This window comes from Bremerella volcania (assembly GCF_007748115.1).
Classification (GTDB): domain Bacteria; phylum Planctomycetota; class Planctomycetia; order Pirellulales; family Pirellulaceae; genus Bremerella; species Bremerella volcania.
In genome coordinates this window covers 2,511,019-2,533,174 of the sequence record NZ_CP036289.1, presented here as the reverse complement: position 1 = coordinate 2,533,174, position 22,156 = coordinate 2,511,019, and the positions used below count along the sequence as shown (strand labels likewise).

General features: G+C 52.8%; 23 protein-coding genes and 2 tRNA genes. 10 read left to right on the top strand and 15 right to left on the bottom strand.

Going from position 1 to position 22,156, the window contains the following annotated elements; genetic code table 11:
• The first annotated feature begins 790 nt into the window (after positions 1-790).
• The gene (rho, locus tag Pan97_RS10370; RefSeq protein ID WP_144972250.1) at positions 791-2,116 is read left to right on the top strand and encodes a transcription termination factor Rho; all 1,326 of its coding nucleotides are present in this window, start codon (positions 791-793) and stop codon (positions 2,114-2,116) included.
• A 22-nt stretch (positions 2,117-2,138) separates the two neighbouring features.
• Here rho and Pan97_RS10365 read toward each other — a convergent pair whose 3' ends face one another.
• The 6 genes from Pan97_RS10365 to Pan97_RS10340 form a co-directional block, all read right to left on the bottom strand.
• A complete protein-coding gene (locus tag Pan97_RS10365; RefSeq protein ID WP_144972249.1) occupies positions 2,139-2,870 on the bottom strand; it encodes a prolipoprotein diacylglyceryl transferase in 732 nt (243 codons plus the stop codon).
• The gene (locus Pan97_RS10360; protein ID WP_144972248.1) at positions 2,867-4,366 is read right to left on the bottom strand and encodes a radical SAM protein; all 1,500 of its coding nucleotides are present in this window, start codon (positions 4,364-4,366) and stop codon (positions 2,867-2,869) included. The genes Pan97_RS10365 and Pan97_RS10360 overlap by 4 nt, the downstream gene beginning before the upstream one ends.
• A gap of 20 nt (positions 4,367-4,386) precedes the next feature.
• Positions 4,387-4,779 carry a hypothetical protein gene (locus Pan97_RS10355; protein ID WP_144972247.1) on the bottom strand — a complete coding sequence of 131 codons (393 nt, stop codon included), beginning with the start codon at positions 4,777-4,779 and terminating at the stop codon, positions 4,387-4,389.
• Between the two features lie 2 nt (positions 4,780-4,781).
• The gene (locus tag Pan97_RS10350; protein ID WP_144972246.1) at positions 4,782-5,255 is read right to left on the bottom strand and encodes a hypothetical protein; all 474 of its coding nucleotides are present in this window, start codon (positions 5,253-5,255) and stop codon (positions 4,782-4,784) included.
• Positions 5,252-5,905 (bottom strand): hypothetical protein, encoded by a 654-nt coding sequence (locus Pan97_RS10345; protein ID WP_144972245.1) that lies wholly within the window; start codon positions 5,903-5,905, stop codon positions 5,252-5,254. The genes Pan97_RS10350 and Pan97_RS10345 overlap by 4 nt, the downstream gene beginning before the upstream one ends.
• A 76-nt stretch (positions 5,906-5,981) precedes the next feature.
• Positions 5,982-6,563 (bottom strand): hypothetical protein, encoded by a 582-nt coding sequence (locus tag Pan97_RS10340; protein WP_144972244.1) that lies wholly within the window; start codon positions 6,561-6,563, stop codon positions 5,982-5,984.
• Positions 6,564-6,722: 159 nt separating this feature from the next.
• On the opposite strand from Pan97_RS10340, the gene Pan97_RS26245 reads away from it, so the two are divergent.
• The 4 genes from Pan97_RS26245 to Pan97_RS10325 all read left to right on the top strand — a co-directional run bounded on the left by Pan97_RS26245 (position 6,723) and on the right by Pan97_RS10325 (position 10,401).
• Positions 6,723-6,805, top strand: a tRNA-Ser gene (locus Pan97_RS26245).
• A gap of 94 nt (positions 6,806-6,899) precedes the next feature.
• Positions 6,900-8,135 carry a DUF1559 domain-containing protein gene (locus Pan97_RS10335; protein ID WP_241676384.1) on the top strand — a complete coding sequence of 412 codons (1,236 nt, stop codon included), beginning with the start codon at positions 6,900-6,902 and terminating at the stop codon, positions 8,133-8,135.
• A 53-nt stretch (positions 8,136-8,188) separates the two neighbouring features.
• Positions 8,189-8,611 carry a hypothetical protein gene (locus Pan97_RS10330; RefSeq protein ID WP_144972243.1) on the top strand — a complete coding sequence of 141 codons (423 nt, stop codon included), beginning with the start codon at positions 8,189-8,191 and terminating at the stop codon, positions 8,609-8,611.
• A 401-nt stretch (positions 8,612-9,012) separates the two neighbouring features.
• Complete coding sequence (locus Pan97_RS10325; protein ID WP_165698692.1) at positions 9,013-10,401, top strand: tyrosine-type recombinase/integrase; 1,389 nt, start codon at positions 9,013-9,015, stop codon at positions 10,399-10,401.
• 30 nt (positions 10,402-10,431) lie between these two features.
• Here the strand turns inward: Pan97_RS10325 and Pan97_RS10320 are convergent, their stop codons facing one another.
• Positions 10,432-10,959, bottom strand: a complete 528-nt coding sequence (locus Pan97_RS10320) for a hypothetical protein (RefSeq protein ID WP_144972241.1) — start codon at positions 10,957-10,959, stop codon at positions 10,432-10,434.
• Between the two features lie 123 nt (positions 10,960-11,082).
• Between Pan97_RS10320 and Pan97_RS10315 the strand changes: the two genes are divergently transcribed.
• Positions 11,083-11,964: a DUF4238 domain-containing protein gene (locus Pan97_RS10315; RefSeq protein WP_165698691.1), complete on the top strand. Its 882-nt coding sequence runs from the start codon at positions 11,083-11,085 to the stop codon at positions 11,962-11,964.
• Between the two features lie 518 nt (positions 11,965-12,482).
• Here Pan97_RS10315 and Pan97_RS10310 read toward each other — a convergent pair.
• The 4 genes from Pan97_RS10310 to Pan97_RS10295 all read right to left on the bottom strand — a co-directional run bounded on the left by Pan97_RS10310 (position 12,483) and on the right by Pan97_RS10295 (position 14,865).
• Complete coding sequence (locus Pan97_RS10310) at positions 12,483-13,265, bottom strand: hypothetical protein (protein WP_144972237.1); 783 nt, start codon at positions 13,263-13,265, stop codon at positions 12,483-12,485.
• Positions 13,265-13,675, bottom strand: a complete 411-nt coding sequence (locus tag Pan97_RS10305) for a hypothetical protein (RefSeq protein ID WP_144972235.1) — start codon at positions 13,673-13,675, stop codon at positions 13,265-13,267. Before Pan97_RS10305 ends, Pan97_RS10310 begins: the two co-directional genes overlap by 1 nt.
• A gap of 83 nt (positions 13,676-13,758) precedes the next feature.
• Entirely contained in the window at positions 13,759-14,250 is a 492-nt protein-coding gene (locus Pan97_RS10300; RefSeq protein WP_144972233.1) for a hypothetical protein, read from the bottom strand.
• A gap of 18 nt (positions 14,251-14,268) precedes the next feature.
• Positions 14,269-14,865: a hypothetical protein gene (locus Pan97_RS10295; RefSeq protein WP_144972230.1), complete on the bottom strand. Its 597-nt coding sequence runs from the start codon at positions 14,863-14,865 to the stop codon at positions 14,269-14,271.
• A gap of 106 nt (positions 14,866-14,971) precedes the next feature.
• On the opposite strand from Pan97_RS10295, the gene Pan97_RS10290 reads away from it, so the two are divergent.
• From Pan97_RS10290 to Pan97_RS27145, 3 genes are all read left to right on the top strand, one after another.
• Positions 14,972-15,289: a hypothetical protein gene (locus Pan97_RS10290; protein WP_144972229.1), complete on the top strand. Its 318-nt coding sequence runs from the start codon at positions 14,972-14,974 to the stop codon at positions 15,287-15,289.
• A gap of 226 nt (positions 15,290-15,515) precedes the next feature.
• Positions 15,516-15,588, top strand: a tRNA-Arg gene (locus Pan97_RS10285).
• Between the two features lie 758 nt (positions 15,589-16,346).
• Complete coding sequence (locus tag Pan97_RS27145; RefSeq protein ID WP_144972226.1) at positions 16,347-16,991, top strand: helix-turn-helix domain-containing protein; 645 nt, start codon at positions 16,347-16,349, stop codon at positions 16,989-16,991.
• A 22-nt stretch (positions 16,992-17,013) separates the two neighbouring features.
• Here Pan97_RS27145 and Pan97_RS10275 read toward each other — a convergent pair whose 3' ends face one another.
• Complete coding sequence (locus Pan97_RS10275) at positions 17,014-17,445, bottom strand: YciI family protein (protein WP_144972224.1); 432 nt, start codon at positions 17,443-17,445, stop codon at positions 17,014-17,016.
• Positions 17,446-17,586: 141 nt separating this feature from the next.
• Between Pan97_RS10275 and Pan97_RS10270 the strand changes: the two genes are divergently transcribed.
• Positions 17,587-17,973, top strand: a complete 387-nt coding sequence (locus tag Pan97_RS10270; protein ID WP_144972222.1) for a VOC family protein — start codon at positions 17,587-17,589, stop codon at positions 17,971-17,973.
• A 49-nt stretch (positions 17,974-18,022) separates the two neighbouring features.
• On the opposite strand, the gene Pan97_RS10265 is transcribed toward Pan97_RS10270, so the two are convergent.
• The 3 genes from Pan97_RS10265 to Pan97_RS10255 form a co-directional block, all read right to left on the bottom strand.
• Entirely contained in the window at positions 18,023-19,849 is a 1,827-nt protein-coding gene (locus Pan97_RS10265) for an SLC13 family permease (RefSeq protein ID WP_144972221.1), read from the bottom strand.
• A gap of 43 nt (positions 19,850-19,892) precedes the next feature.
• Positions 19,893-21,407, bottom strand: coding sequence for a mechanosensitive ion channel domain-containing protein (locus Pan97_RS10260; RefSeq protein WP_144972219.1), 1,515 nt, complete (start codon positions 21,405-21,407; stop codon positions 19,893-19,895).
• 124 nt (positions 21,408-21,531) lie between these two features.
• Positions 21,532-22,146, bottom strand: coding sequence for a cob(I)yrinic acid a,c-diamide adenosyltransferase (locus tag Pan97_RS10255; RefSeq protein ID WP_165698689.1), 615 nt, complete (start codon positions 22,144-22,146; stop codon positions 21,532-21,534).
• Between the last annotated feature and the right edge of the window lie 10 nt (positions 22,147-22,156).

The following is a 22,156-nucleotide window of genomic DNA, read 5'->3' as shown; positions in this document are numbered from 1 at the left end:
GCTAACATCGCCGTTTTTCCCGTGTAGAAAATGGAAAACTCTGTCGATTGAAAGAGAATGATAGCTTGACACAACCGGGTAAATCCTTATGATGCCAGTAGTTTGATCGTCAGTGGTCTGTGGCAAACCTTGCGTTTTGCAGACGAAACTGGCCATCCTTTCTGCTCAAAGGCGTCGGACTGAGATCTTCAGCAAACGTCAAGTTCTTCGGGCAGTTATGGTTCTCTTTGAGACGTCACAGTAAGTAGTGTGACCCGTTTGAGAACCAAGGAAGCTTTCAGTTCTTCAGGGAACTGTTTCGGCTACCACGAGACTTCACTAGGGTAACTAGTCTTGCTAGAGAGCACTTTGTTGGGCTGAGGCAAGGGACTCGGGTAACCACCGATTTTCATTTGTGACTCGCTAGGTAACGGAATTACCTCTCGACCTTCATAAAAACTCCGAGCAGTACGCCCTCGGCATCCTGTTCGGATACTGTTGCCATCCGTAAAGCATCCTCGCTTTCGGTGAATGGCAACCCGGAAACCTCTCACACATCAGGCATTCTCGTGGGATGCCTCGTCCCTTACGTGCGTGAGGTTGAGCTAGATTCGGCACGATCACTTTGCCAGTTTTTCTGGCATCGCTTGTGCGAGTTATTCGCTCCCAAAGTACTTAGGAATCTTTTTAACCCCGTTCAGGTGAAACTCCCACCTTTGGGAGAGCAACCTCAGGAATCTGTTAATCCGATCCAGTGATCTTTCTGAAGACGCCGGCTCGAACCTGACTTCTGTGATTAGGTAGTTTTTCAATGTCAAACAAACGGCAGACCCGCTCAAAATCTGGCGGGCGACGACGTGGTAACAGCGGTGGTTCTCAAAACGGACCCGGCCCCAAGGGGCGCGGTCGTTCCGGTGGAGGTCGACGCCGCTCTTCTCCTCCAAGCTCTAATGTGCCACGTAACAATCTCGAAAATGAAGAATTTGAACCAGGGGAACCCATTCCACTGGAACCTGGCTACGGCCTTCTCGAGATGCACCCCAACGGCTACGGCTTCTTACGCAGCCCGGCTAACAACTATGCTCGCGAACGTACCGATCCTTTCGTGCCCGGCACGATGATCGAACGTTACGGTCTTCGCGAAGGGGTCATGATTCGCGGCATGATTCAACGCTTCCGCCGCGGGCAAGGTCCTCGCCTGCGAGATGTTTTCGACGTCGACGGCATGCTGCCGGATGATTACCTGAACGTCAAATCGTTCGACGATTTGACTCCGGTCAATCCGTCGGAACATCTCAAGTTGGAATACGATGGCGGTCCACTTACCAACCGCGTCGTCGACCTTCTGGCGCCGCTGGGCAAAGGCCAACGTGCGTTAATCGTCGCTCCGCCGCGTACCGGTAAGACCATGCTGCTGCAGAACATCAGCCGTGGTATTTCCGCGAATCATCCAGACGTCAAGCTGGTGGTCCTTCTGATTGACGAACGTCCTGAAGAAGTGACCGAAATGCAGCGCAGCGTGAAGGGTGAAGTGATCGCGAGTAGCTTGGACCGCGACATCGAAAGCCATGTGCGCCTTTCACAGCTGGTAATCGAACGCTGCAAGCGTCTGGCTGAGTCGGGCCAGGATGTCTTCCTGCTGTTGGACTCGATTACCCGCCTGGCTCGTGCGTTCAACAAATGGGTTGGCGACAATCGCGGCAACAACGCCATCATGTCGGGCGGTATCAACGTCAAGGCGATGGACATTCCCAAGAAGTTGTTCGCCACTGCTCGCTCCTTCGAAGAAGGAGGCTCGCTCACCATCGTCGGTACCGCACTGGTCGACACCGGCAGCAAGATGGACGAAGTGATCTTCCAAGAGTTCAAAGGCACCGGCAACATGGAACTGGTCCTCGATCGCAAGTTGGCCGACCGACGCGTCTGGCCGGCGATCGACATTTCGCAGTCGGGTACCCGTCGCGAAGAACTGCTTCTGACCGAAGAAGCCCTCAATGCCGTCGTGGCCCTGCGACGTACGCTGACTTCGATGCATCACATCGATGCCATGGAACAGCTGACCAAGCAACTCGGCAAATACGACAACAACGATCAGTTCATCAGCCTGATTGCCAACAGCCGCGACCGTTATCAATAACGTTCCGCGAAACGAAGCCAACTCATTCGGAGCCGCTCGCGATCGACGGCTCCGTTTTTGTTGCGCCGAGTGGTTTCTGATCTCGCCAGATCAAGAACGCGAACAGAGGAATCGCCGCAAGTTGATAGGCGGTCAGTCCCAGGGCGAACGTCGGTTCCGGGCGTAGCCACTCCGTGAAGAAGCGGTAGGTCATGTACGTAATCAGATAGATCTTGAACAACTGCCCGGGAAACCTTTTCTTTCGCCACAACATGAAGAAGACCGCGGCGCACGTCAGGTGAAAGATCGATTCGTAGATCTGAGTCGGATGCCGTAGAAACTGTCCCCCATCCGGAGCACTGGGAAACGCCACGCCCCATGGCATGCTACACACCTGACCGAAACAGCATCCGGCAACGAAGCAGGCCCATCGTCCGATACCAATCGAAACCGCGACCGGCACGACAAAGCTATCGCCTGTCTTGGTGCGAATATCGAGTATCCACTTGGCAAGCTCCACGCCAAAGTAGCCCCCCAAGAGACCGGCGATGATCGTCTTGCCGTGGGCGAACCAGGTCGTCCCATCAAGAAGTCCGTCCCAGTCGTAAATGGCGAAGGGAAGTTTCGCGCCAATCATCGCCCCGCAAAAACCACCCAGCGCAATGCCAGCCTTTTCCCACCAGGCGAGTTCCAGCTTCTCTTGAAATAGCCGCAGCAAGATAACGCCGACAACAATCGCCGTCAGCATGATCGCCATGTATGCCAAGTGGGTCATCGTGTAATCTCAACGACCGCCTTCAGCGGCGGAAGCTCCACGTGACCTTCACGATACAAAACGTTGTAGGCGCAAAACGGTACGACGTGCCCGCTGGGCAGCAGATGGTGCACGCAGCATTTCATCACACGGCGGACGTCAAAATTGTAGACGTCTAGAAAGGAGGTGATCATGATGCGAAAGACGTCTTCCGCGCCAAGCTCTTCCTGCATGGCCCGGGTAAAGAACTCGACGGCTGCCTCGGCATGACGCGGGTCAGAAGCGTTCAGCGCGCCGATGAGTTCATCGATTGGGCTGCTACTGCTAAGCACCGGCAAGGATGAACCGCCAGAGGAGGGCGGGGGAGCACAACTTCCGCCGGGGCAGCACGCTTCGCGAACCAGGTAACGTTCCAGCAGTTCCTTGACCGCTCCGCGCTGAAAAGAGATCCCCCCGGAAAGCAGATCCAAATGCTCGGCCGCTTTGATGAACCTCATCAGCGGAATCAGCTCCCCGTTGCGGCGATACGCATACGACATCTGGTGACAGTTGGGATGGGCACACGGAAGAGGCATGAAGTCGGCTTCGGTGTACATGCCGGACGTTTGATCGACGATCCCCCGAATGACGTCCGGAAACGTGATTCGGTTTTCTAATTCCTCCGGCAGGACGTGCCGGCCGGAATAGGTCGCCGGCTGAAGGCTTAGCCCGGTTATCCAGGGACGCGTCGCACAGTACCGTACCAGGTCACCGAGTTCGTCATCGTTCACGCCTGGCTGCAGCGTCGATACCAGGTTCACGTGCAATCCGACCTCGCCACACCGCTGGACGGCCTTAAGCTTAGTCTCGACGAGTGCTTCGCCTCGTAGCGCCAAAGAAGTCTTGTCCCGAAAACCATCGAACTGCAAATAGATTTCCACCCGATCTCGCCGCTCGGCGAGGAACTCGAGTACGTCTCGATCGTGCGCCAGCCGAATGCCATTGGTGTTGATCATCACGTAATCGATCGGCCGCGCGAGAGCGTAGTCTACGATCGCGCGGAAATCGGGGTGAATGGTAGGCTCGCCCCCAGAGATTTGTAGCACCTCGGGATTCCCTTCGACCTCGACATAGCGATCAATCGTTTGCCGGCACTGCTCGAGCGTCAAATGTTTCCCACCGGGGCCGCTCGACGCGTAACACATCGGGCAGGAAAGATTGCAGTTGGAAGTAATCTCCAACAACCCAATGCACGTGTGTTGTTCGTGCTCGGTACACAGGCCACAGTCGAGCGGGCAACCCTTGTTCGGTTCGACGCCAAACTCACGCGGGATCTTGCCCGGCACATTGAACTGCGTTTGGTCGTACCAGGCCACGTCTGAGCAAACGTAGTCATCGCGACTTCCATGGACTTCACACCGCTTGCGAAAGTAGACGCGACTGCCACGCGTAATGATCTTCGCCGGAACGACGGCATGGCACTCGGGGCAAAGACTTTGTGTCACGCCGAGAACGGTGTAGTTTCGGAACTTGGCCATTCAATATCCTTCCGGCAGCATCAATGATGGACTAAGGCTTTGGAAAATTCGGTCGAGCAGTAGACGAACGACACCACCGCCGCCAAAACGCTGAGACCAATGGCTCCGGTGGCAATCATCGCGGCACTCGTTTTCGACATGCGCTGGGCTAACTTGGCGCGCTGATTCCCTCGCAGTTTTCGCAGGCAAACACCACTGGCCAATAGAAGTGGAAACACGAGCACAGCCCACGTCAGAAGCGATTGCCATCCGACTTCAAGCATGAGCAATCCACCGCCACCGACCACGAAAAGAGCAAGAATAAACAATGCCGTTGCCCAAGCCGCTGTCTCCATAACCGCCGGACGACTGGCAAGCTTCTCTTCCGGCTTCTCACTCGTTGGCTGGCCTGGGCCTCCTTCAAACGGCTCCATGCTCAAAATCCTCCCGAGGCCGCGATCACCATGAAGCAAAACGCCAACAAGGCAATAATCGACGCAATCCCCAACAACACCATGGCACCGGCCGAAACGATCAGTGCCGAAAAACACATCGCGATTCCCCGTAGCCAAGGGTTTTCACTTTGATTTCCCTTTAAGATCAAGACGCCAACACCAATACAGAGTGGTGTTACAGCCATCAAATAGGGGAGTAAAACGCCAGGTTCATCGGCGTAGACGCCCAACCCTACCACCATGGCCCCCAACGCTAAAAAGATGAATGCCCAGATCCCAAAGATGCGTCCCACACGATCTTGCCGGGGGCTATCAATTGGGGAGACAAGTTCCGCTTCTACCAGTTCTTCGCCTTCATACAGGGGACGACGGCAGATCCAACAAACGTTGGCGAATGAGTTGTTCTCTGCACCGCACTCGGGGCAGTTGATGTGAGGCAAATCGGAACGCGTCATTTCGTCTCCTTTGCCTCGGTGTGCGCGAGTCGATCGTGATACTGCTGGGCAAGCGGTCTGGCCAGACGAACGATCTGACCAACGACGATGCCAGTTCCTCCCAAGCAAGCCAGGGACACCCCTTGCTGCACGAGCGGAACGGCGTGATCGGCATCGAACCAGGCATCATCCACCATGCCGACCGTTCCCATATAAGCGGCCATCGCTCCCAGCGTCGCCAGCCAGACAAGACGCAAATCAAATCGCAACCCGGTCATGGCAATCACCAGGTAAAAGGCCCCGGTCAAGGAGGTCGCCATCGGACCACCGGCATTACCCACTAGCAGTGCAACCGCCAGCAAGTCGACAATCGTGGTTAAGAATGGCAACCAAACCGGCAAAATTCGCTTCAAAACGAGTAGTAAAACGAGAAGCGAAACCACGATCAGCAACACTGCGGTTCCCGTTGCCACACGTTGAAAAGAGAGGTTCGCCGCCTGGCCTTCTTCACTGAGCGAGAGAAAGTGAGCGACCTGACAACCGTAAAGTACGACGACGGCGATCACCCTTAAAAGAAGGACGCGCAGCTCGCTCGCGTACGTTTGCCAACGCCGCACAATAAACCAATGGCGATCCGCCTCTGGTGAGTTATGTTGTGAATCTTGATTCATACCAGGCGTCTTCAGGTTGCCAATTCGTGTCGGGACATTCGCATCTCAATATAACGAGCTTGACCAGGCATGAGCATTACGCTGTTGGCTTGGACTTGCGATCTTCCATTTCGGCCTGGCCGGACGTGCTCCGTAATGTTAGTCGAAAGCAAAGCATGAAGGAGACTAGGCCGGCGATCAGCCCAATCGGTATGCCACCATAGATCATGTTGGTAAAGCCATATTCATCCCCCTTGGGAAAAGCGCTCACGGCGATCATCGCACCAGCCCAACAGACGGCGTAAAAAGCAATGCCTGTCGCGATCCAGATCGGAATCATGATTAGTGTGGAGATTACGAATGCGCTTGCCTGATTCCAACCCTCAGGCCAACGACCGGTGGCTCGAAACTCCTTTCGCATGGCAAGAATCGCGCGAAGATTCGCAGGCACCAGCACCAATGCCGCGAGCACCCCAATTCCTGGCGAAACAAGGAAAAGGCCGATGATGATCAGCACCGAAACCCCGGCTGCGGCGAGGGTACCCGTGAGCGCTGCCGGTGGCATTCCCGATTCCATCTTCGCCCCGGCATCCTCGGTCTCGGGCGACTTATAGGGGTTCGGCTCTTTTCCCGGCTCTGACATCACCTGGCCTGACTCTTTCATAGGGTGCGTGACCATAGGCAAGGTTGCCCACGCACATGATACGCGATAGCGGCCCCCATTGCGGTCAAAATAGTTGGCCGCTATTCTCTAGAACCTCACGATCAGTTAAGATGCACCGTGAACCAAGAGCCCCCGTCAGGCCTCCCTTAGGGAAGCTTTACGGTGCATCTGACTGGAGGGTAAGCGAATGGTTAGCGGTCACATTGGAAATGTGATGCCCCCTTGTGGGGTTGCGAGTTCGAGTCTCGTGCCCTCCGCTTCGAGCCGTGTTGGTTAGACCATCACGGCTTTTCTTTTGCGCGATATCCTTCATCGCAAAGCCCCTCTTAAAGGTCGGTTCTCGACCCTCAAGTGTGTAACCCAGAAGATGAAATAAATCTTTTTATTTTCTACAGCCTCAGATATAATTCACATAACGCCGAAGAGTTTTTACCTGAAGGGCCGGATACTCATCAACTGCCCTTTATGTTTCGGCCAGCTTTTCCTTGTCTCCTCGTCTCTTACTGCTTCTCATTCCCAATGTCTGCACGGATGTCGACACGCATTTCATCTTATTACTTCTTCAACGTTTCTCTTTTTGTGAGACCAAGAATGTCCTCGTTTGCAAATTCATCTCAACGCTCAGGTTTTACACTGGTCGAACTGCTGGTGGTAATTGCCATCATCGGAGTTTTGATCGCCTTGCTTTTGCCAGCCGTTCAACAAGCCCGTGAAGCGGCTCGCCGCATCGAGTGCAACAACAAACTTAAGCAATTGGGATTGGCACTGCACAATTATCACGACACCTATCTCAAGTTTCCCGCCGGTGCACAAATGGGTGACGGCAAGACCACAAGTTGTACGACCAATGGACGTGGTGTCCCATGGACCGTTGCCATTCTTCCATTTTTGGAACTGACGAACCTTTACGACCAGGTCGACATGTCGGCAGAGTTCGTTTCCTCCAACGCAGAGTCACCAACCTCAGGTGTCAATCGAAACGTCTGGAGAACGTCCGTCGCCGCTTTTCAATGTCCTTCGTTTCCCGCGGAAGCCGTCGATAAGAATCACACGAATTATTACGGAGTGATGGGCGGCGGGGATTCTAGCCTTGGCAACTGCCAATCGAGCAATGTGGGACGACGGTTTTATATTAACGGTATCCTGTTCCAGAACTCTCGGACCAACTTCGCGAGCATCGTCGATGGTTCTTCAAATACCTTCCTCGTCGGTGAAACTCGCTATCAGCTCTTAGATGGTGGTCGTGGTGATTCGCACTGGCTGGGCTGGGCGTCGACCAATCGAGGCGGCGGTTCCGCTACGACTGGCAACTTGGCAGCTGCCCAGATTCAAATCAACAGTTGCGGTGGCGGTTGCCATGGTGATAAGTACGACACCACCTTCGACAGTGCTGGGGGCAACTACACGGTGCCCGGTGGTTTGGGGCAAGGCCTCCATCAACGCACCTTCGGCAGTTTTCATCCCGGCGGATGCTTGTTCCTGCTGGGAGATGCTTCGGTACATTTTCTGAGCGAGACAATGGACCTGACGATCTACCGCAACCTGGCGATTCGCGATGACGGCAATGTAGTGTCGGTGAAAAACTAGAACTTCTACTGCGTCCCATCTTGAATCCAAGGCTCCGCTACTGAAAGGCTGCAATGCGATCTCTATCTTCAACTCGTATTTTTTCCGGAGGCATGCTTGCCCTGGCGATGCTAATGATCGCCGGATGCGGGGCCGAGAAGGCGTCGAACGTCTTCTCGGTTTCCGGCAACGTCAGCTATGATGGCAAGCCAATTCCCAAGGGAAATATCTCCTTCGCGCCGGACGCCTCGAAAAACAATCAAGGCCCTGGTGCGACGGCGGAAATAAAAGATGGCAAGTACGAAATGATGCCAGGAAAAGGCATCAGCGGTGGACCCTACGTGCTGGTTATCAATGGTTATGACGGTGTCCCGGTCGCCAGCGGCGAAGGGGGCATGGACCCCAACGGCAAAGTGCTTTTTGAATCGTATAAGATGACGGTCGATTTTCCTCACGAAGATACCCAGCGAGATCTTGAAATTCCGAAACAGAAGTAATTTCAACGGGTCCCGCATCGAACCATAGTCAGCAGGTCTCACGAATCCGTGAGACCTGCTTTTTTATTTGAAGCGAGACGACAAGCCGCCAAATCGAGGTAAGACGACCACGAACCTCGTGCCCAAACATGGCCTCCCATCCATATCGCGTAAGCTGGCACTTCCGCTGGCAAGCTGAATCACGTAAAACAGGTCAGTGAAACGATTTGCCCTCGTAGCTCAGGGGATAGAGCGACGGTTTCCTAAAAACCGAGATCGCCAAAAAACCCCGGTAAAAACGCACTTTTTCGCCAAGCTGTGGACACCTTTTTCAAGAAAAGGTGTCCAAAAAAGGTGTCCACTCCAGCAACCAGTAACAAATCGGATTCCAGATGGAACCGACATACTGGAGACTCGGAGTGATGGCGAAAGATGCAAAATTGCGATGGCACGACGACCCCAAACGAGCCGCTGGGGGTCGCTGGAAAAAGAAGTACAAAGGCAAGACCTTTTACTTTGGGGAAGTTTCTTCCAAGAGCGACAAAGACGGCTATCTAAGGGCTTGTGAAGCCTTCGAGATTTGGCGAGCCAAGATCGATCTTGGCTTAGATGCGTCTAAGCCTCATCAAGCCGAATATCTCCAGGAAATCCAGTTTCGGCAGCAAGCCTTGGAAATTCTCGACCTGGAGCCCAGCAGCAAGGCAGAGTGGGAACGCCCACTTCTTCAGGATGAACTGGCCCAGCTTCAGAAAGAACTGAAGAAGGCGAAGCCCGAAAAGCCCCAAACCATGCACAGGTATAGGCGGGAAAGCTGGAAGTCCAAAATCGAAGTCTTGGAGAAACACAAAGAGTATTCAGGAAAGCGGACCATGAAGACCGAAACCGTCCAACATCATGTAGATGAATTCCTCGAAACGCAGCGAAATCGAGTTGGGGCAGGGCTGAAGCCTGGAAGTTTCAAATCGATCAATGACCGACTTCCCCACTTCGCCAACCAGTTTGGTTCCTTGAATGTGGACGAGATCAACGGAAGGACTTTAGCCAATTTCCAATCGTGGCTACACGCTCAGATGGGATCGGGGCGATTCAGCAGCCGTTTCGCTGACCAGATTTTGAAACAAGCTATCGGCTTCGTCAAACATCTGTACCGAACGGAAGTAATCGACCAACTTCCCAGAAACATCGATACGCTACGAATCGAAGTGGAAGACCCCGATATCGAGATTTTCACCAAGGAAGAAATCAAAACCCTGTTGGAAGGCCCAGGGGCCGAACGAACCAAGCTCTATCTTCTTCTCATGCTCAACTGTGGGTATTACGCTTCGGACCTTTCAGAGCTTCGCCAGGATGAGGTTGATTGGAACGAAGGACGCATCAAGCGAAAACGGACCAAAACCAGAAAGCACAAACAAGTCCCGGAAACAGACTTCAAGTTGTGGGACAAGACTTTCGAGCTTTTGAAGAAGTATCGCAGCAGTGACAAAGAATGGGCTTTGACCAACGATGAAGGCAGGCAACTTGTAAGGCGGGCTGTCACCGATGACGGCAAGGTGTCAACGACCAACAACGTCACGAAAGCCTACGAACGATTTACCAAGCGAACCAAGGTAGAGAAGCCGAAAGCGTTGATGTTGCTAAGGAAGACAGCAGCAACCGAACTAGCGAAGAAGCACAAAGATTGTGTGGACTACTTCCTTGGCCATGCGCCAACGAAGCTCAGCGATAAACGCTACGTGATCCCCGATCACGCCGACTTTGATCTGGCGGTTAAGTGGCTGGGAGAGCAGTTCGAGCAAAAGACGGACAGGTAAAAACTGAACATCGACGAAGCGAAAGCCCGCTCATTCGAGCGGGCTTTCTTGTGTTTCACTTTCAAATATTTGGAAATCGACCAAATGTGCCTTTTGATCGAATTTCAGGAATGCTCCAAACTTATAGCACACCAGTTGCCCGTACGTGAGCCCGCCAGTTAGTGCTTTGAGCTTGAATAAATCTTGAGATTCGTCATCCCTATTCCAAGTGGTTTTTACTTCGATGACGAGAAGATTGTTTTGGCGGTCGACCTTTCCCCGATTATGTACAACGATGTCGGGGAAAATGCGACTCCCACCGATGTCAAGCCAGTGCGTCTTGATCTTTCCATCTGGATGAAGAAGAACTTTGTAATCCCCGTTTTTCTCAATTCGACTGTATTCGCAATCTACTTGCCACCCTTCAAACCGCTTTTCCAGGTACACGGCAAGTCTATGTGTAATTGAACGCTCACTCCCTTTGACCTGAAAAAGAAGGCTATCCTTCTCCTTCAACTCAGCGACGGCTTCCCGAACCAACGACTCGATTTCCTCCCAAGGCGTTTCGGCTGTAATCACTTGCTTTTCTCCATGAAACAAGTCAATCATTCTTTTGTGGTTAGCAAAAAGGCGATCACCTTTGGGACGGTCAATGTGTCAACGTCCTGAAGGGTTTCCACGTAATAGTTAGGTATGTCTACCATGTCCAATCAACCACGTCATCACCACTACGTCCCTCGTTTCTACCTTTCCAACTTCACCGATAACGGTACATCCGATGGTTCGTTGCATGTTCTCGACACGGAAAAACGGAAGACTTGGAGTTGCAAGCCGAAGGCCGTTGCACACCAACGAGATTTCTATCGGATAGAGAACGGACCTGATGGCGACCCAATGTTCGTTGAAAAGGCACTAGGAAAACTTGAAGGCCAGTGGAGCATCGCACTTCGAGATACACTTGCAGAAGGCACGTTCGGCAACAATGACAGATTCAGTGACATAATGATATTCATCGCATTTTTGGCGGTTCGTGTCCCTGGGCTCAGAAACATAGTTGATACCTTTGTTTCAAATGTTAAGAAGAACCATCAGTTCGCCGAGGAATACGCCAAAAAAAACGGGTGGCAGAGTGAAGGCGATGGAGAGGAACAGTGCGGAGACGTTGATAAGACGTGGCACGTCAAGACAATGCTGACAAACGCAACGCTGCTTCCTGCAATTTTAGCAGATCGACATTGGTGCATTTGTTCGGTCGCCCATGATGCTCCAGACTTAATTTGCTCAGACTGGCCTGTGTCGATCACCCCGCCAGCTTTTGGGCTTTATCCGACCGGATTCGCAACAAAAGGTACGCTAGTAACCATACCAATCCACAAACGGCACGCATTGGTTGGATCATTTGAGTTTGAACAAGAAAAGATGGAAATTGGCGGGGACAAAGTTGCCTTCATCAACGCTGCGAGCCGCCGAAACGCAGTTCAGTTGTATTCTTCTAGCAACGACTTCACTTGGCTGACGCCGAGCGGAACAATCGGTAACCGTTCGGACCTGATTGATACCATCGGCCAACGCAAACAGTCTTGAGTTGATCGTCACCAGTTTTGTAGAATGCCCATAACTTTCTCAAACAGGCTCACCAATCTGGCGACCGGGCCAATTCTGATCGGTCCCAAAAAACTGGTTTTTCCAAACTAGATTAAAAAACTAGATGCTGTTGCTTACATACCTGGACAGCATCGGCGACACCCAAAGGTCGCCGTACATCTTAGATTGTTGAACACAGTGAAACCCTGGCTGTAGATGGTTGGAACCGTAGGCTGGGGCGTAGCCCAAGACTTTGGGAAGGCGGACGCAACCGCCTTGGTGGCGACGAGCTTGAGGCCCCGCTAGAAACAATACGAAGCATTGAAGTCGGCGACGGCATTGCAATAAGGTTGATCGGTTTAACTGTTGTTCGACGGGCGTTCCTTGCAGCGAAAAATAGCTGCTAAATTGCTGGGGCTAGTTACTTCCAAAATCCGCTTTGATTGTTAGAAAGCAACTGCTTGTATGCTCGCTTCGCTCGCAAGCAGGCCCGCCTTCGGCGGACCAGCCCCCTAGTTTCAGAAGTAACCTACGGGAGCAATTGTTTCATCGTAGGACGTGTAAGCAATGTAGTCTGTTCCAATCGAGCCCGTAGGGTAGACGATATCGTATCCGACCCTTTGCACCACTTCGTCTTGAAGTGCCGTGGCGTTGTCGAAGTTGGCTGTAAAGTAGTTGTCGCTGGCATACGGGTTATTGTCCTGATATCGCCAGATGCACGAGCCGTGAAAGAGAAGTAAACAAGCTGGGCGGGTCGTCGTGATATCCGGGGCTTGGACTTCTCTGTGGTCGGGATCGGTTGGGCCGTCGTGCGTCCAAACAACTTGGTCAGAATAGTAGGCGTCGATACCGCCAGAACCCACGACCCTAACGATACAGATCGTTTTTAGACTGCTTGATTCACCATCGTTGAAGCGAAATTGTGATGCGGCAACGTCATTAGCGTTAGCGACTTTCCAGAAGCATTGGGAGCAACCTTCTACGTGTCCTTGCGTGGGAAAATCGCCGAACGTGTCGGTCTTATTTACGGTTCGCTTGTAAAGCTGGGTCCAGCTTGGTGTATAGCCACCACCGTCTGCCACAGCAGTGAAACCAACATCGGACCCAAAGAAAGGTTCGTCGTTGGCGGACGTACAAAACGCAAAGAGCAAATCACCAGCTTGGATTCCAGAAGGCGCAGTAACGCTACGGGTCGACCCCGAAGTACCGCTTGAATTCGAGTACGACGCCAAAAAAGGCGGCACGAGCGAGCCGCCCCCAAAGACCAATCCGCCAGTTGGCGCTTCCAGAAAATCAGTCATTACGTTTCGTTGGCCAGGGTCAACTTCGGCGTGATCGAAAGACTGTCGCCGTTTGTCAACGAACGAGCGGAAGCAAACCTTTCGGCCCACACAACCGTATTGGAATCGTTCTCAGTCACGTAGTAGCCGTAGATCGTTTCCGAGCTTGTAGAGTTGAAGGTTTGCGGCGTTGCGAATTCCACTTCTGCTTTACCGTCGCCGTTAGTTGTGACGCTTCCCCAGCCATCACGAGCCAGAGTCTTAGAAACATATCCAGTAAAGCTCGCTTCCGTGAAGCTGCCAGCGGTTGAAGCGTCAACCGGGGTGTAGTCGTTGGCGTAAAGCCGTAGTTGCAAAGAAGGCGGCGTGGCGTCTGTAACCGCCCAAGTCAATAGAAGAAGCTCGCCGCCGTTCGGGACCAAAAGAGCCATGAAACCTCCAGGGTAAAAATCTGGAGGTATGTAGGGCTGAACTTGTAACAAATTGCTTTTAGTTTGGAATACTGACAGGGCGACTAACCGACAAAAGACTCAGCTACCCCGCTATACTCACATTTGGGGCAAACTTGCGTTTCGCCAATACTCAACGACTCGGCTTCCAGGTCGAACCATTCAGAACATCCAGGGCACATTAGCTTCATCATGGCCGTGGCGGTATATACATGCTGGCGAAAAGGATTGTTTGGCATCGGCCCCGCAAGTGCCATTCTTATTGCCGACTCTGCTGATGGCATGGGCGTCAAGACTGGATTCCATTCATCGTCGTTGTAGTCGATGTTACCCGGAGGAAAATAGCTTCCAAATGCTTGGTGGCTGTATTCGATGTTCCCGTCAGGATTAACTAGCTTGATAATTCGATGACTTGGCCCGATGCGAAGCACGACAGCAGGAACCATGTTCGCACGCCCAGCGAACCCAAAGCGAGGATTGACTGTCAATACCCGCTTAAAACCAAGCTCTTGCTCGTGATCCGTCAATTCATCGCTGTAGTTTTCGTAGCGTTGCATTTTTCTTCCCTTCCCTGACTACCCAGCAAAATTGGCAAGAGTCTTCTTCATCGTGGTTGCCAACCTATCGACAACCGCATTGAGCATATCCTCATCGAAAGAGCCAATACCTATTTTTTGTGAACACCCCCAGACAGTTCCTCCAAAGTCAGATATCGAAATATCCCAACCGGACACTCGATAGCCGTATGCTTCGACACCATGCACATGCGAATTCTTTTGATGCGTAACATATTCATCACAAATCTGGTCCGCAAGTTCTTGCGTCAACAATCGAATCTCGACAATCCCCAATTGCGATAGGCGATAAGCAATCTCGCAAGCCCAAGGGGAATGTTTAGTTCCGACCGACCATTTATGTTCATCTTTTTCTTTGTTGAATTCCCGTTCGACCACCTTCATTTCCGCCGATTCCGCATAGTTAGAAAGGCAGGTTTTAATCGCAGCCAATTCTTCCTGTTGGATGGCTCCTAAGTTTGCACTTTGCCACTGTTCGTTCTCAGCAATTTTTTCCTGGCAATAAGGGCAACTAACAATTGTCAGTTGACGCTTGTTTGCTTGGTTTTCAGGAAAGGTTTTTTGGCATTTTGGACAGGCGAAATCTTGGATACCCATTTCTAAACATCCCATGAATGAATGATGGACATTCCAAGTTGTAACATTTTGATTTCGGATTGGAACCGACAGGAAGAAGAACTCAACCTCGCAAGGAACCTGACCGATGGCTAACCAATTCAAGACCCGCTGCAAAGAAATCCTTCAACCTGTGACCTTTGAAATCGTCATGGCTCAGAGCCCCGCCAAGCTAGACGGCCTTTCGGGAGAAGCCGAAGTAGCGAAAGAGGAATTTTTGAAACTGGCCGAAGAATTCGAGGGCAAAGACCACCGGAAAAGCGAACTCTGTAAATTCGCTGCTGGAGTTCTCGAAGGACGGTTCCAAGCTGTGGTTCAAGAACAGATGGAAGCGACTGAAGCCCACTTTGAAGAAGTTCAGCAGGCATTGCTCAAAGCACTCCCAGGAGAACAAGGGGCGTTCTAGTTTCTCAATTCAACTGTGTGAGACTTGCCCCCGCTGGCCCGCTCTGCGGGCCAGCGGGGGCTCTCCCTTTTGCGTCCTATCTTGTGTCCAATCGATCCCTGCCAAGCCCCCTCCAGTAGCCCCAAAATGCCCAGCCTGCTAGACTCAAAGGTGTCCACACTTTTGGGCAAAAAGATGTCCAAAGTGTGTTGCTGTAAACGGTTGCTGGGAAACAGGTTACAGCTTGGCCCTCGTAGCTCAGGGGATAGAGCGACGGTTTCCTAAACCGCAGGTCGGAGGTTCGATTCCTCCCGGGGGCACTTAGTCATCTATAGGCCCGTCTGGCCATACAAATCGATAAGCGACCATGCGTTTACCTTGGTCGCGAATCTACTTGGCTTCAGCAAGCCATCTCTAGAGCGGCCGCAATGAGAAAAGCCTTCTGAGAAAGAACTCTCAGTGCTTGAAGAAAAACACCTCCGGCACGCGTCGTTTTTTCCGTGTACCGGAGGTGTCCTTGGAGTCGGCCCGTTTCAGCCCGGAAAATCGTCGGCTGTACGTCTGCCCTCGCCCACTCGTTTGCCCTATTTCTAGCCTACCTACATTTTTGTGGTTCAACAGGAACGCAACCGGCACGCTCGACGGCACATATCTTTTTGCGCAGCCAAGAGAAAATTTCAAGCTAATTTTGCGAATCGGATTTTTTCGCGTCACATTCTTCCACTCTTTTTCGCATATCTACTTAGAAGCACCTCGGCGGCGCACGGCTAGGAAATTGACTGCCAACGTTTAACGAAGCCGTCGTATGTTGGCTGATTTGAGTTTCAGCGGTTGAAAAATTCCCGTTGTAGTTTGTTACGGGAAACGTGATTAAACCACTTTAATACCGTCTGATTTGAGAATTTCGCCAAGAATGACAAGGGCAGAATGGCCACCCTACGGCTGGCCTATTCTCGCCCCCACTTGGCAGGTTGTCACCATTAGTGACCGTGAATACAGTGACACAAACATCGAGAAGATGCGAAATGAATCCCCTTCGCTCACTCGATGGCTCACTTAGGAAAGCCTACGAGGAACAATGAATCGAGCTTACGCGTGTAATCGAGATTTTTTGCGTCATCTTCGACTACAAAACGGATGGACGCAGGCTGATTTGGCCAAGCGAGCCGGCTATAGCGAACGGTTGATCAGCAAGGCTGAAGCTGGGGTTCCTATCGCGAGAGACACGATTGTTGATCTCGCGGACGCTTTGAGCGAGTCCAAAGCTGAACCGATCTTTTGGGAGGATCTGGCGAGCGATCCAATTCAACTTGCCCAGCGGTATCTCGATGCACTGCACATACATCAACAGGATGCGGTCGATCACCTTCTTGACTTTATGCACGAAGATGTTGTCTTTCGCATTGCGGGGAATCCGTCTCAAATCCCATTTGCGGGGGAACACGCCGGGATCGACGCGGTCCGCAATATGTTCAATATCTTCTTCTCTGTTTTGGAAGTTCCCCCGAACCACGATTACAACCAGGGCTATCAAGTCATGGGGCAAGGACCCAACGCGATCATCTGGGGCGAATCTTGGATTCACCCCATCGGAAAGCCTATACAACAGCCCATTCGCGTTTCCAATTTGCTCATGTTTCGGCGAGGTAAATTGGTGTTTCTCGACGATTGCTACGACACGGCGGCCGGAGCTGCCTGCTTACAGGGTACTCCCGTTCGATAATCAGGCTTGCGGCATGCCCGCGTTATCGCCCTCGCTCCAGTTCGTCCCGTAGCTTTTGCTCGGCTGCGCGAATCTCTCCGGTCGGATCTTGTTCGGCGAAGTCTTCCGCTTCAAAGATTGGGCGTATCTCGACATCGGACTCTTCCCCTTCGGTCGGGCAGGGACATCGCTTGAGCCAGTCAATTGCTTCCCGCATCGAATCGACCTTCCAGATCCAATACCCGGCAATCAATTCTTTCGTTTCCGTGAAAGGACCATCAATGACCGTACGTTGATCCCCCGAGAAACGCACGCGAACCCCCTGCGAACTGGGCTTGAGACCTTCTCCGGCTTGCATGACTCCAGCGGCAGCTAGTTCTTCGTTGAACTTGCCCATGGCCTGCAGTAGCTGGGTGCTCGGCATCACACCAGCTTCCGACTGCTTCGACGCTTTCACGATGACCATAACTCGCATGGAACCTGCCTCTACTTTTTAGATGAAAACTTTTGTGGAAAATTCTAAACTCACCCGATAGTCGAGCATCCGATCCGATAATCGACATTGGGTAAGAAACTTTTCGCGAATCATCTCTTCTCACTTCAAGGACCACGCATCATGACTACCTTCAAGCCAGACGGATATAACTCGGCTTCTCCCTATTTGATCGTCAAAAGTGCCGATGCCACCATCGACTTCCTGAAACAGGTTTTCGACGGGAAACCGCTTCGACGTGTTCCCCGAGAAGATGGAAGCGTCATGCACGCCGAAGTACGCATCGACGATTCGGTAATCATGATGGGTGAAGCGGCTGAGCATTGGCCAGCAGTCAACTCACATGTACACGTCTACGTGCCGGACGTCGACGCCACGTATCAGAAAGCACTGGCCGCAGGCGGAACGTCTATCATGGAGCCATTGCAGAGAAGCGAGGAAGACGACAAACGGGGCGGGGTTACTGATCCCAGTGGCATCCATTGGTGGATTGCTACACAGCCGAGCTAATCAAACGGAAACGGTCGTTCCGTCCCAATGTCGGCCAACACCGCAATCGCTAGCCGTACCACCATGGAATGAGAATCACGCAAGCGATCAGTACCAGGATCGTGAACGGCGTACCTATTTTCAGATAGTCGCCAAACTTATACTCGCCAGGTCCCATCACTAACGTGTTCACCGGCGAAGCTACCGGAGTCATGAACGCGGCCGAAGCGGCAATCGCTACGGTCATCACGAACGGGTACGGAGAAACATCCAACTGTTTGGCGATACTCATGGCAATGGGAGCCATGAGTATCGCGGTAGCCGTGTTCGAGATCACCAGGCTAAATCCAGTGGTTAGCACAAACAGCACCGCGATCAACACGTGCATACCGGCTCCGTCCAACGTGTTCATCAAGAAGTCGACCGCCATTTCGATGCCCTGGGTTTTCTCGAGCGCTATCGCGAACGGCATCATGCCGACGATCAGGATAATACTTTGCCAGCGGATTGACCGATAAGCCGTTTCAACATCCAGACAGCGGAATAGCCCCAACAGCAGGCAGGCAATTAACGCCGCAACTGCGTTCGACACGACGCCGGAGACCATCAACACGATCATTATCGCCAAGGACGCCAGCGCCCATGGTGCCTGCGAATGGGCAGGGGCAAAGTCGTCGCTTTCGGCCGGCAACGAGAGAACCAAAAAGTTTCGCTTCTGCGTACGCAGAAAATGGATCTGTTTCCAAGGACCAATTACCAGCAAGATGTCTCCGGGCCGTAGTTTTTCTTCGGCGACAGCCCCCTTGATTGCTTCGCCTCCTCGTCTCAGACCAATCACGCTGAGCCCATGAATGGTACGAAACTTTTCTTCCACGATCGTTCGACCAATCAAGCCTGACTCAGGCACAACGGCGACTTCCGCCATGCCTACATTCCTGGACTGTTGACTGAAGTAAGATCCTTCGATCGGCAAGACGACGAGCCCCAGTTCATCGACGAACTTCTCCAAGTCGTTTTCAGGATGTACCAAGTCCGCCAGCAGAACGTCACCAGGGCGAATCTCGGTCTGCGAGATCGGATTGAGCAGATACGTCTTCCCACGTCCCTGACGTTCGATACCAATCAGGTTCACGCCATTTCGCTGTCGCAGGTCGAGTTCCCCCAAAGTTCGCCCCACGAGTTCGGAAGAGTAGGGGACCTGCAATCGAAAGGCGCGGTTTTGCAACTGGTACTCATCGATGAACGACTTAAGCGTTCGCCGACGAGAATGGGTTGTCGTCGCCGAGCTTTTCGCCGCCAACCAATGCCTTGCCACCAGCATGTAAGCCACACTCAGCACCAGAATCGACAGTCCCATCGGCGTAAAGGAAAAGAAGCTAAAGCCCTCGCGTCCTTCGCTCTTCAAGGCGCTGTCGACGATCATATTGGGCGGCGTCGCCACCAGTGTCATCATGCCGCTGATCAATCCCGCCACGCTCAGAGGCATCATCATCCGACCAGGATGAATGTTGAGGCGTGACGTCACGTTCAAAACGACCGGGATAAATATCGCGACGATACCGGTAGAACTCATCACGCTTCCCAGCAAGCCAACGCTCAGCATTAGCAGGACGACCAACTTCGCTTCGCTGCTACCAGCTTTTCGCGCCAGCCATTGGCCGACCTGCAGGGCGATCCCCGTTCGCGTGATTCCTTCGCCAATGACAAACAGCGCGGCAATCAGTACGACGTTTGGATCAGAAAAGCCGGCGAACGCCTCTTGGACACTGACGATTCCCAAAACCGGCAGCGCGACCATGGCGGACAAAGCCACGACATCCATGCGCGGCCAGTCGATGATGAACAGCACGATGCAAACCAAGAGCAGCCCGAGCACGACCGCCAAGTCCCACGGCATCGCTTTTTTCCCTTCAAGCCACCAACTGCCGAAGCTGACGGAGTTAACCGCTTTGCTCGACCGGGTGTCCTTCCTTGTTGATGGTATAGAAATGCACGTCTTGTTGCGGGTACGGAATCGAGATGCCTGCTTCGTCGAAGCGGCGTTTCACTTCTCGCGTAACTTCCGTCTTCACTTGCCACCAGTCAGAAGTCTTGGCCCAAGGCCGACACACAATATTAACTGAGGATTCCCCCAGGTCGTGCGTGATGACCTGCGGTTCAGGCTTCTTCAATACCTTCTCATGGGCGTCGACGACATCCAGGATGATCTGTTCGGCCTTCTCGAAGTCGTCATCGTATCCGATTCCGAATTCCATATCGACGCGGCGCGTGTGGTTGGCCGTGATATTGGTAATCACGTTGTTCCAAATCTCGTTATTGGGGACATAAATCGTCTGGTTGTCGAACGTTTTAAACCGCGTCGATACCAGGTTCATTTGATTGATGACGCCTGTGACCCCGCCGGCAGTGACCACGTCTCCCACGTCGAATGGGCGATTGACCAGAATCATCAAACCGCTGGCGAAATTACTGAGGGTGCCTTGCAGCGCCAACCCTACGACCAGACCGGTCGCCCCGATCGCTGCGATGACCGGAGTGATGTCGATTTCCAAGGCAGTCAAAGCAATCGCGAAACCGATGACCAGCACAATATTCTTGATCATCCGCGCGATTAGATGTTCGGCGAGTTGGCTCAATCTTAGTTTCTTTTCCAGAAGCCAATTGGTCAGTGCCTGAACGAACTTGGCAACGATCCAACTAATCAGCAGGATCAAGGCAAACTTACCGATATTCCAAGCCAAACGTTGCCCACCTTCCTTGGAAACCAACCAGCCTGTGATGGCGGCCCAAGTAGCTGTCGCGTCGGTCGTGTCGACGTCGATTCCTGAAACGGCGAGGATGTACTTACGATATTCCTCGACTTCGCCCCCTTTTCTTTCGAGCGAGAGCAGAACAATTTCCAGTCGATCGCTCAGTGCGGTTCGCTCATCCTGCAAGACCGTTACGTCTTCGAGCAATTTTCCCTTGGTGTCGGCGGCGGCGTTGACGTCCATCGGATCTTCGGCGTTATTTTCAGCCTCCGCTTCGTCTTGTTGGGCAGCCTCTTTTCCCTCAATGCCAAGTTCCTCTTGGGCAGCATCGATGATTTCTTTCTCTGTCGCCTTGGCCTTTTCCTCGGCTATCTGTTTTACATTCTTAGCTTCCAGCAGACTCTCTTTCGCGGCTTCGACGTCGCCTGCCGCCATCGCCTCGTTGGTCTTCTTCACACCCAATTGAACGGCAGCGATCTGGCGGGCCTTCGTTGTCAGAAGTTTGAACCAGGCGGCCGCTTCTCCCTCAAGCTCTTGTTTGGTCAACGGCTTGACCATCACGCGGAGCTGATCGACCGGCACTCTTGGGTCGACGGTTGTAATCGGAACATATTGCTCTTCGGCCGGTTTCTCGTCTTGTGCCCATAGCGGCATCGCGACAGCCGTTGCCACTAACAGTCCCATTGCCACGCTTCGAAACGACATGTCGCTCTCCCCTCAACACGGTTTTGAAAGTAGCCCCGTCAGTTCATTCGCAAATCCAACTGGCTTGCGAGGCATGCCTTCATCATCCCGTCTTCGTACAGCGTTGCAACCCTGGCCAAGCGTATTAACCCTCGTTCTTTTTCCCCGATCCTCTCCAAAGTTCTTCGTGGGTTGATAAATGAGCCGTTATCCATCGGGTATAGGCAAAGAGGTAGTCGCTCAACCGATTCGCAAAAGCCAACACCCAAGGCTCGATTGGCGAAAGTTCATTTCGGCGAACCAAAACTCGTTCCCATCGGCGACAAACGGTTCGTGCTACGTGAGCATGCGCGCCGAGCATGCAATCGCCTGGAATGGTGAAACCATCGATCGCATCGAACATTTCTCGATACCGGTCGATGCGATTTTCCAGAAACGTCACCCGAACGTCCGCGGTCGCGTCGTAGCTGGCAGCATCGGTCGTCGGCGACTTGGCACTCGCCAGGAGGGCGCCGGCCTCGTACAGAATATTCTGGATCTTCCGAAATATCTCATCCGTTTCGGCGGCAATTTTAGCGTTGGGACGCGTCCGAGGGTCGGTGGCATAGGCCCTGACCACCCCCAAGAAGCTGATCAACTCATCCGATTCACCGTACGATTCGACTTCCAGCGATGACTTGGACACCTGAACCCCGCCTGCCAAGGCAGTCAAGCCGCCGTCACCAGCTCGGGTATAGATTCGATGGATGTGAATCGACATGGAGTTGCTC

What these genes read in the sequence shown, in the direction of transcription:
- Pan97_RS10325 (WP_165698692.1), top strand. Translation starts at nt 9,013, where the DNA reads ATGGCGAAAGATGCAAAATTGCGATGGCACGACGACCCCAAACGAGCC.
- Pan97_RS10355 (WP_144972247.1), bottom strand. Translation starts at nt 4,779, where the DNA reads ATGGAGCCGTTTGAAGGAGGCCCAGGCCAGCCAACGAGTGAGAAGCCG.
- rho (WP_144972250.1), top strand. Translation starts at nt 791, where the DNA reads ATGTCAAACAAACGGCAGACCCGCTCAAAATCTGGCGGGCGACGACGT.
- Pan97_RS10290 (WP_144972229.1), top strand. Translation starts at nt 14,972, where the DNA reads ATGGCTAACCAATTCAAGACCCGCTGCAAAGAAATCCTTCAACCTGTG.
- Pan97_RS10315 (WP_165698691.1), top strand. Translation starts at nt 11,083, where the DNA reads ATGTCCAATCAACCACGTCATCACCACTACGTCCCTCGTTTCTACCTT.
- Pan97_RS10300 (WP_144972233.1), bottom strand. Translation starts at nt 14,250, where the DNA reads ATGCAACGCTACGAAAACTACAGCGATGAATTGACGGATCACGAGCAA.
- Pan97_RS10305 (WP_144972235.1), bottom strand. Translation starts at nt 13,675, where the DNA reads ATGGCTCTTTTGGTCCCGAACGGCGGCGAGCTTCTTCTATTGACTTGG.
- Pan97_RS10330 (WP_144972243.1), top strand. Translation starts at nt 8,189, where the DNA reads ATGCGATCTCTATCTTCAACTCGTATTTTTTCCGGAGGCATGCTTGCC.
- Pan97_RS10275 (WP_144972224.1), bottom strand. Translation starts at nt 17,445, where the DNA reads ATGCGAGTTATGGTCATCGTGAAAGCGTCGAAGCAGTCGGAAGCTGGT.
- Pan97_RS10260 (WP_144972219.1), bottom strand. Translation starts at nt 21,407, where the DNA reads ATGTCGTTTCGAAGCGTGGCAATGGGACTGTTAGTGGCAACGGCTGTC.
- Pan97_RS10255 (WP_165698689.1), bottom strand. Translation starts at nt 22,146, where the DNA reads ATGTCGATTCACATCCATCGAATCTATACCCGAGCTGGTGACGGCGGC.
- Pan97_RS10295 (WP_144972230.1), bottom strand. Translation starts at nt 14,865, where the DNA reads ATGGGTATCCAAGATTTCGCCTGTCCAAAATGCCAAAAAACCTTTCCT.
- Pan97_RS10360 (WP_144972248.1), bottom strand. Translation starts at nt 4,366, where the DNA reads ATGGCCAAGTTCCGAAACTACACCGTTCTCGGCGTGACACAAAGTCTT.
- Pan97_RS10350 (WP_144972246.1), bottom strand. Translation starts at nt 5,255, where the DNA reads ATGACGCGTTCCGATTTGCCTCACATCAACTGCCCCGAGTGCGGTGCA.
- Pan97_RS10340 (WP_144972244.1), bottom strand. Translation starts at nt 6,563, where the DNA reads ATGGTCACGCACCCTATGAAAGAGTCAGGCCAGGTGATGTCAGAGCCG.
- Pan97_RS10345 (WP_144972245.1), bottom strand. Translation starts at nt 5,905, where the DNA reads ATGAATCAAGATTCACAACATAACTCACCAGAGGCGGATCGCCATTGG.
- Pan97_RS10310 (WP_144972237.1), bottom strand. Translation starts at nt 13,265, where the DNA reads ATGACTGATTTTCTGGAAGCGCCAACTGGCGGATTGGTCTTTGGGGGC.
- Pan97_RS27145 (WP_144972226.1), top strand. Translation starts at nt 16,347, where the DNA reads ATGAATCGAGCTTACGCGTGTAATCGAGATTTTTTGCGTCATCTTCGA.
- Pan97_RS10265 (WP_144972221.1), bottom strand. Translation starts at nt 19,849, where the DNA reads ATGCCGTGGGACTTGGCGGTCGTGCTCGGGCTGCTCTTGGTTTGCATC.
- Pan97_RS10270 (WP_144972222.1), top strand. Translation starts at nt 17,587, where the DNA reads ATGACTACCTTCAAGCCAGACGGATATAACTCGGCTTCTCCCTATTTG.
- Pan97_RS10365 (WP_144972249.1), bottom strand. Translation starts at nt 2,870, where the DNA reads ATGACCCACTTGGCATACATGGCGATCATGCTGACGGCGATTGTTGTC.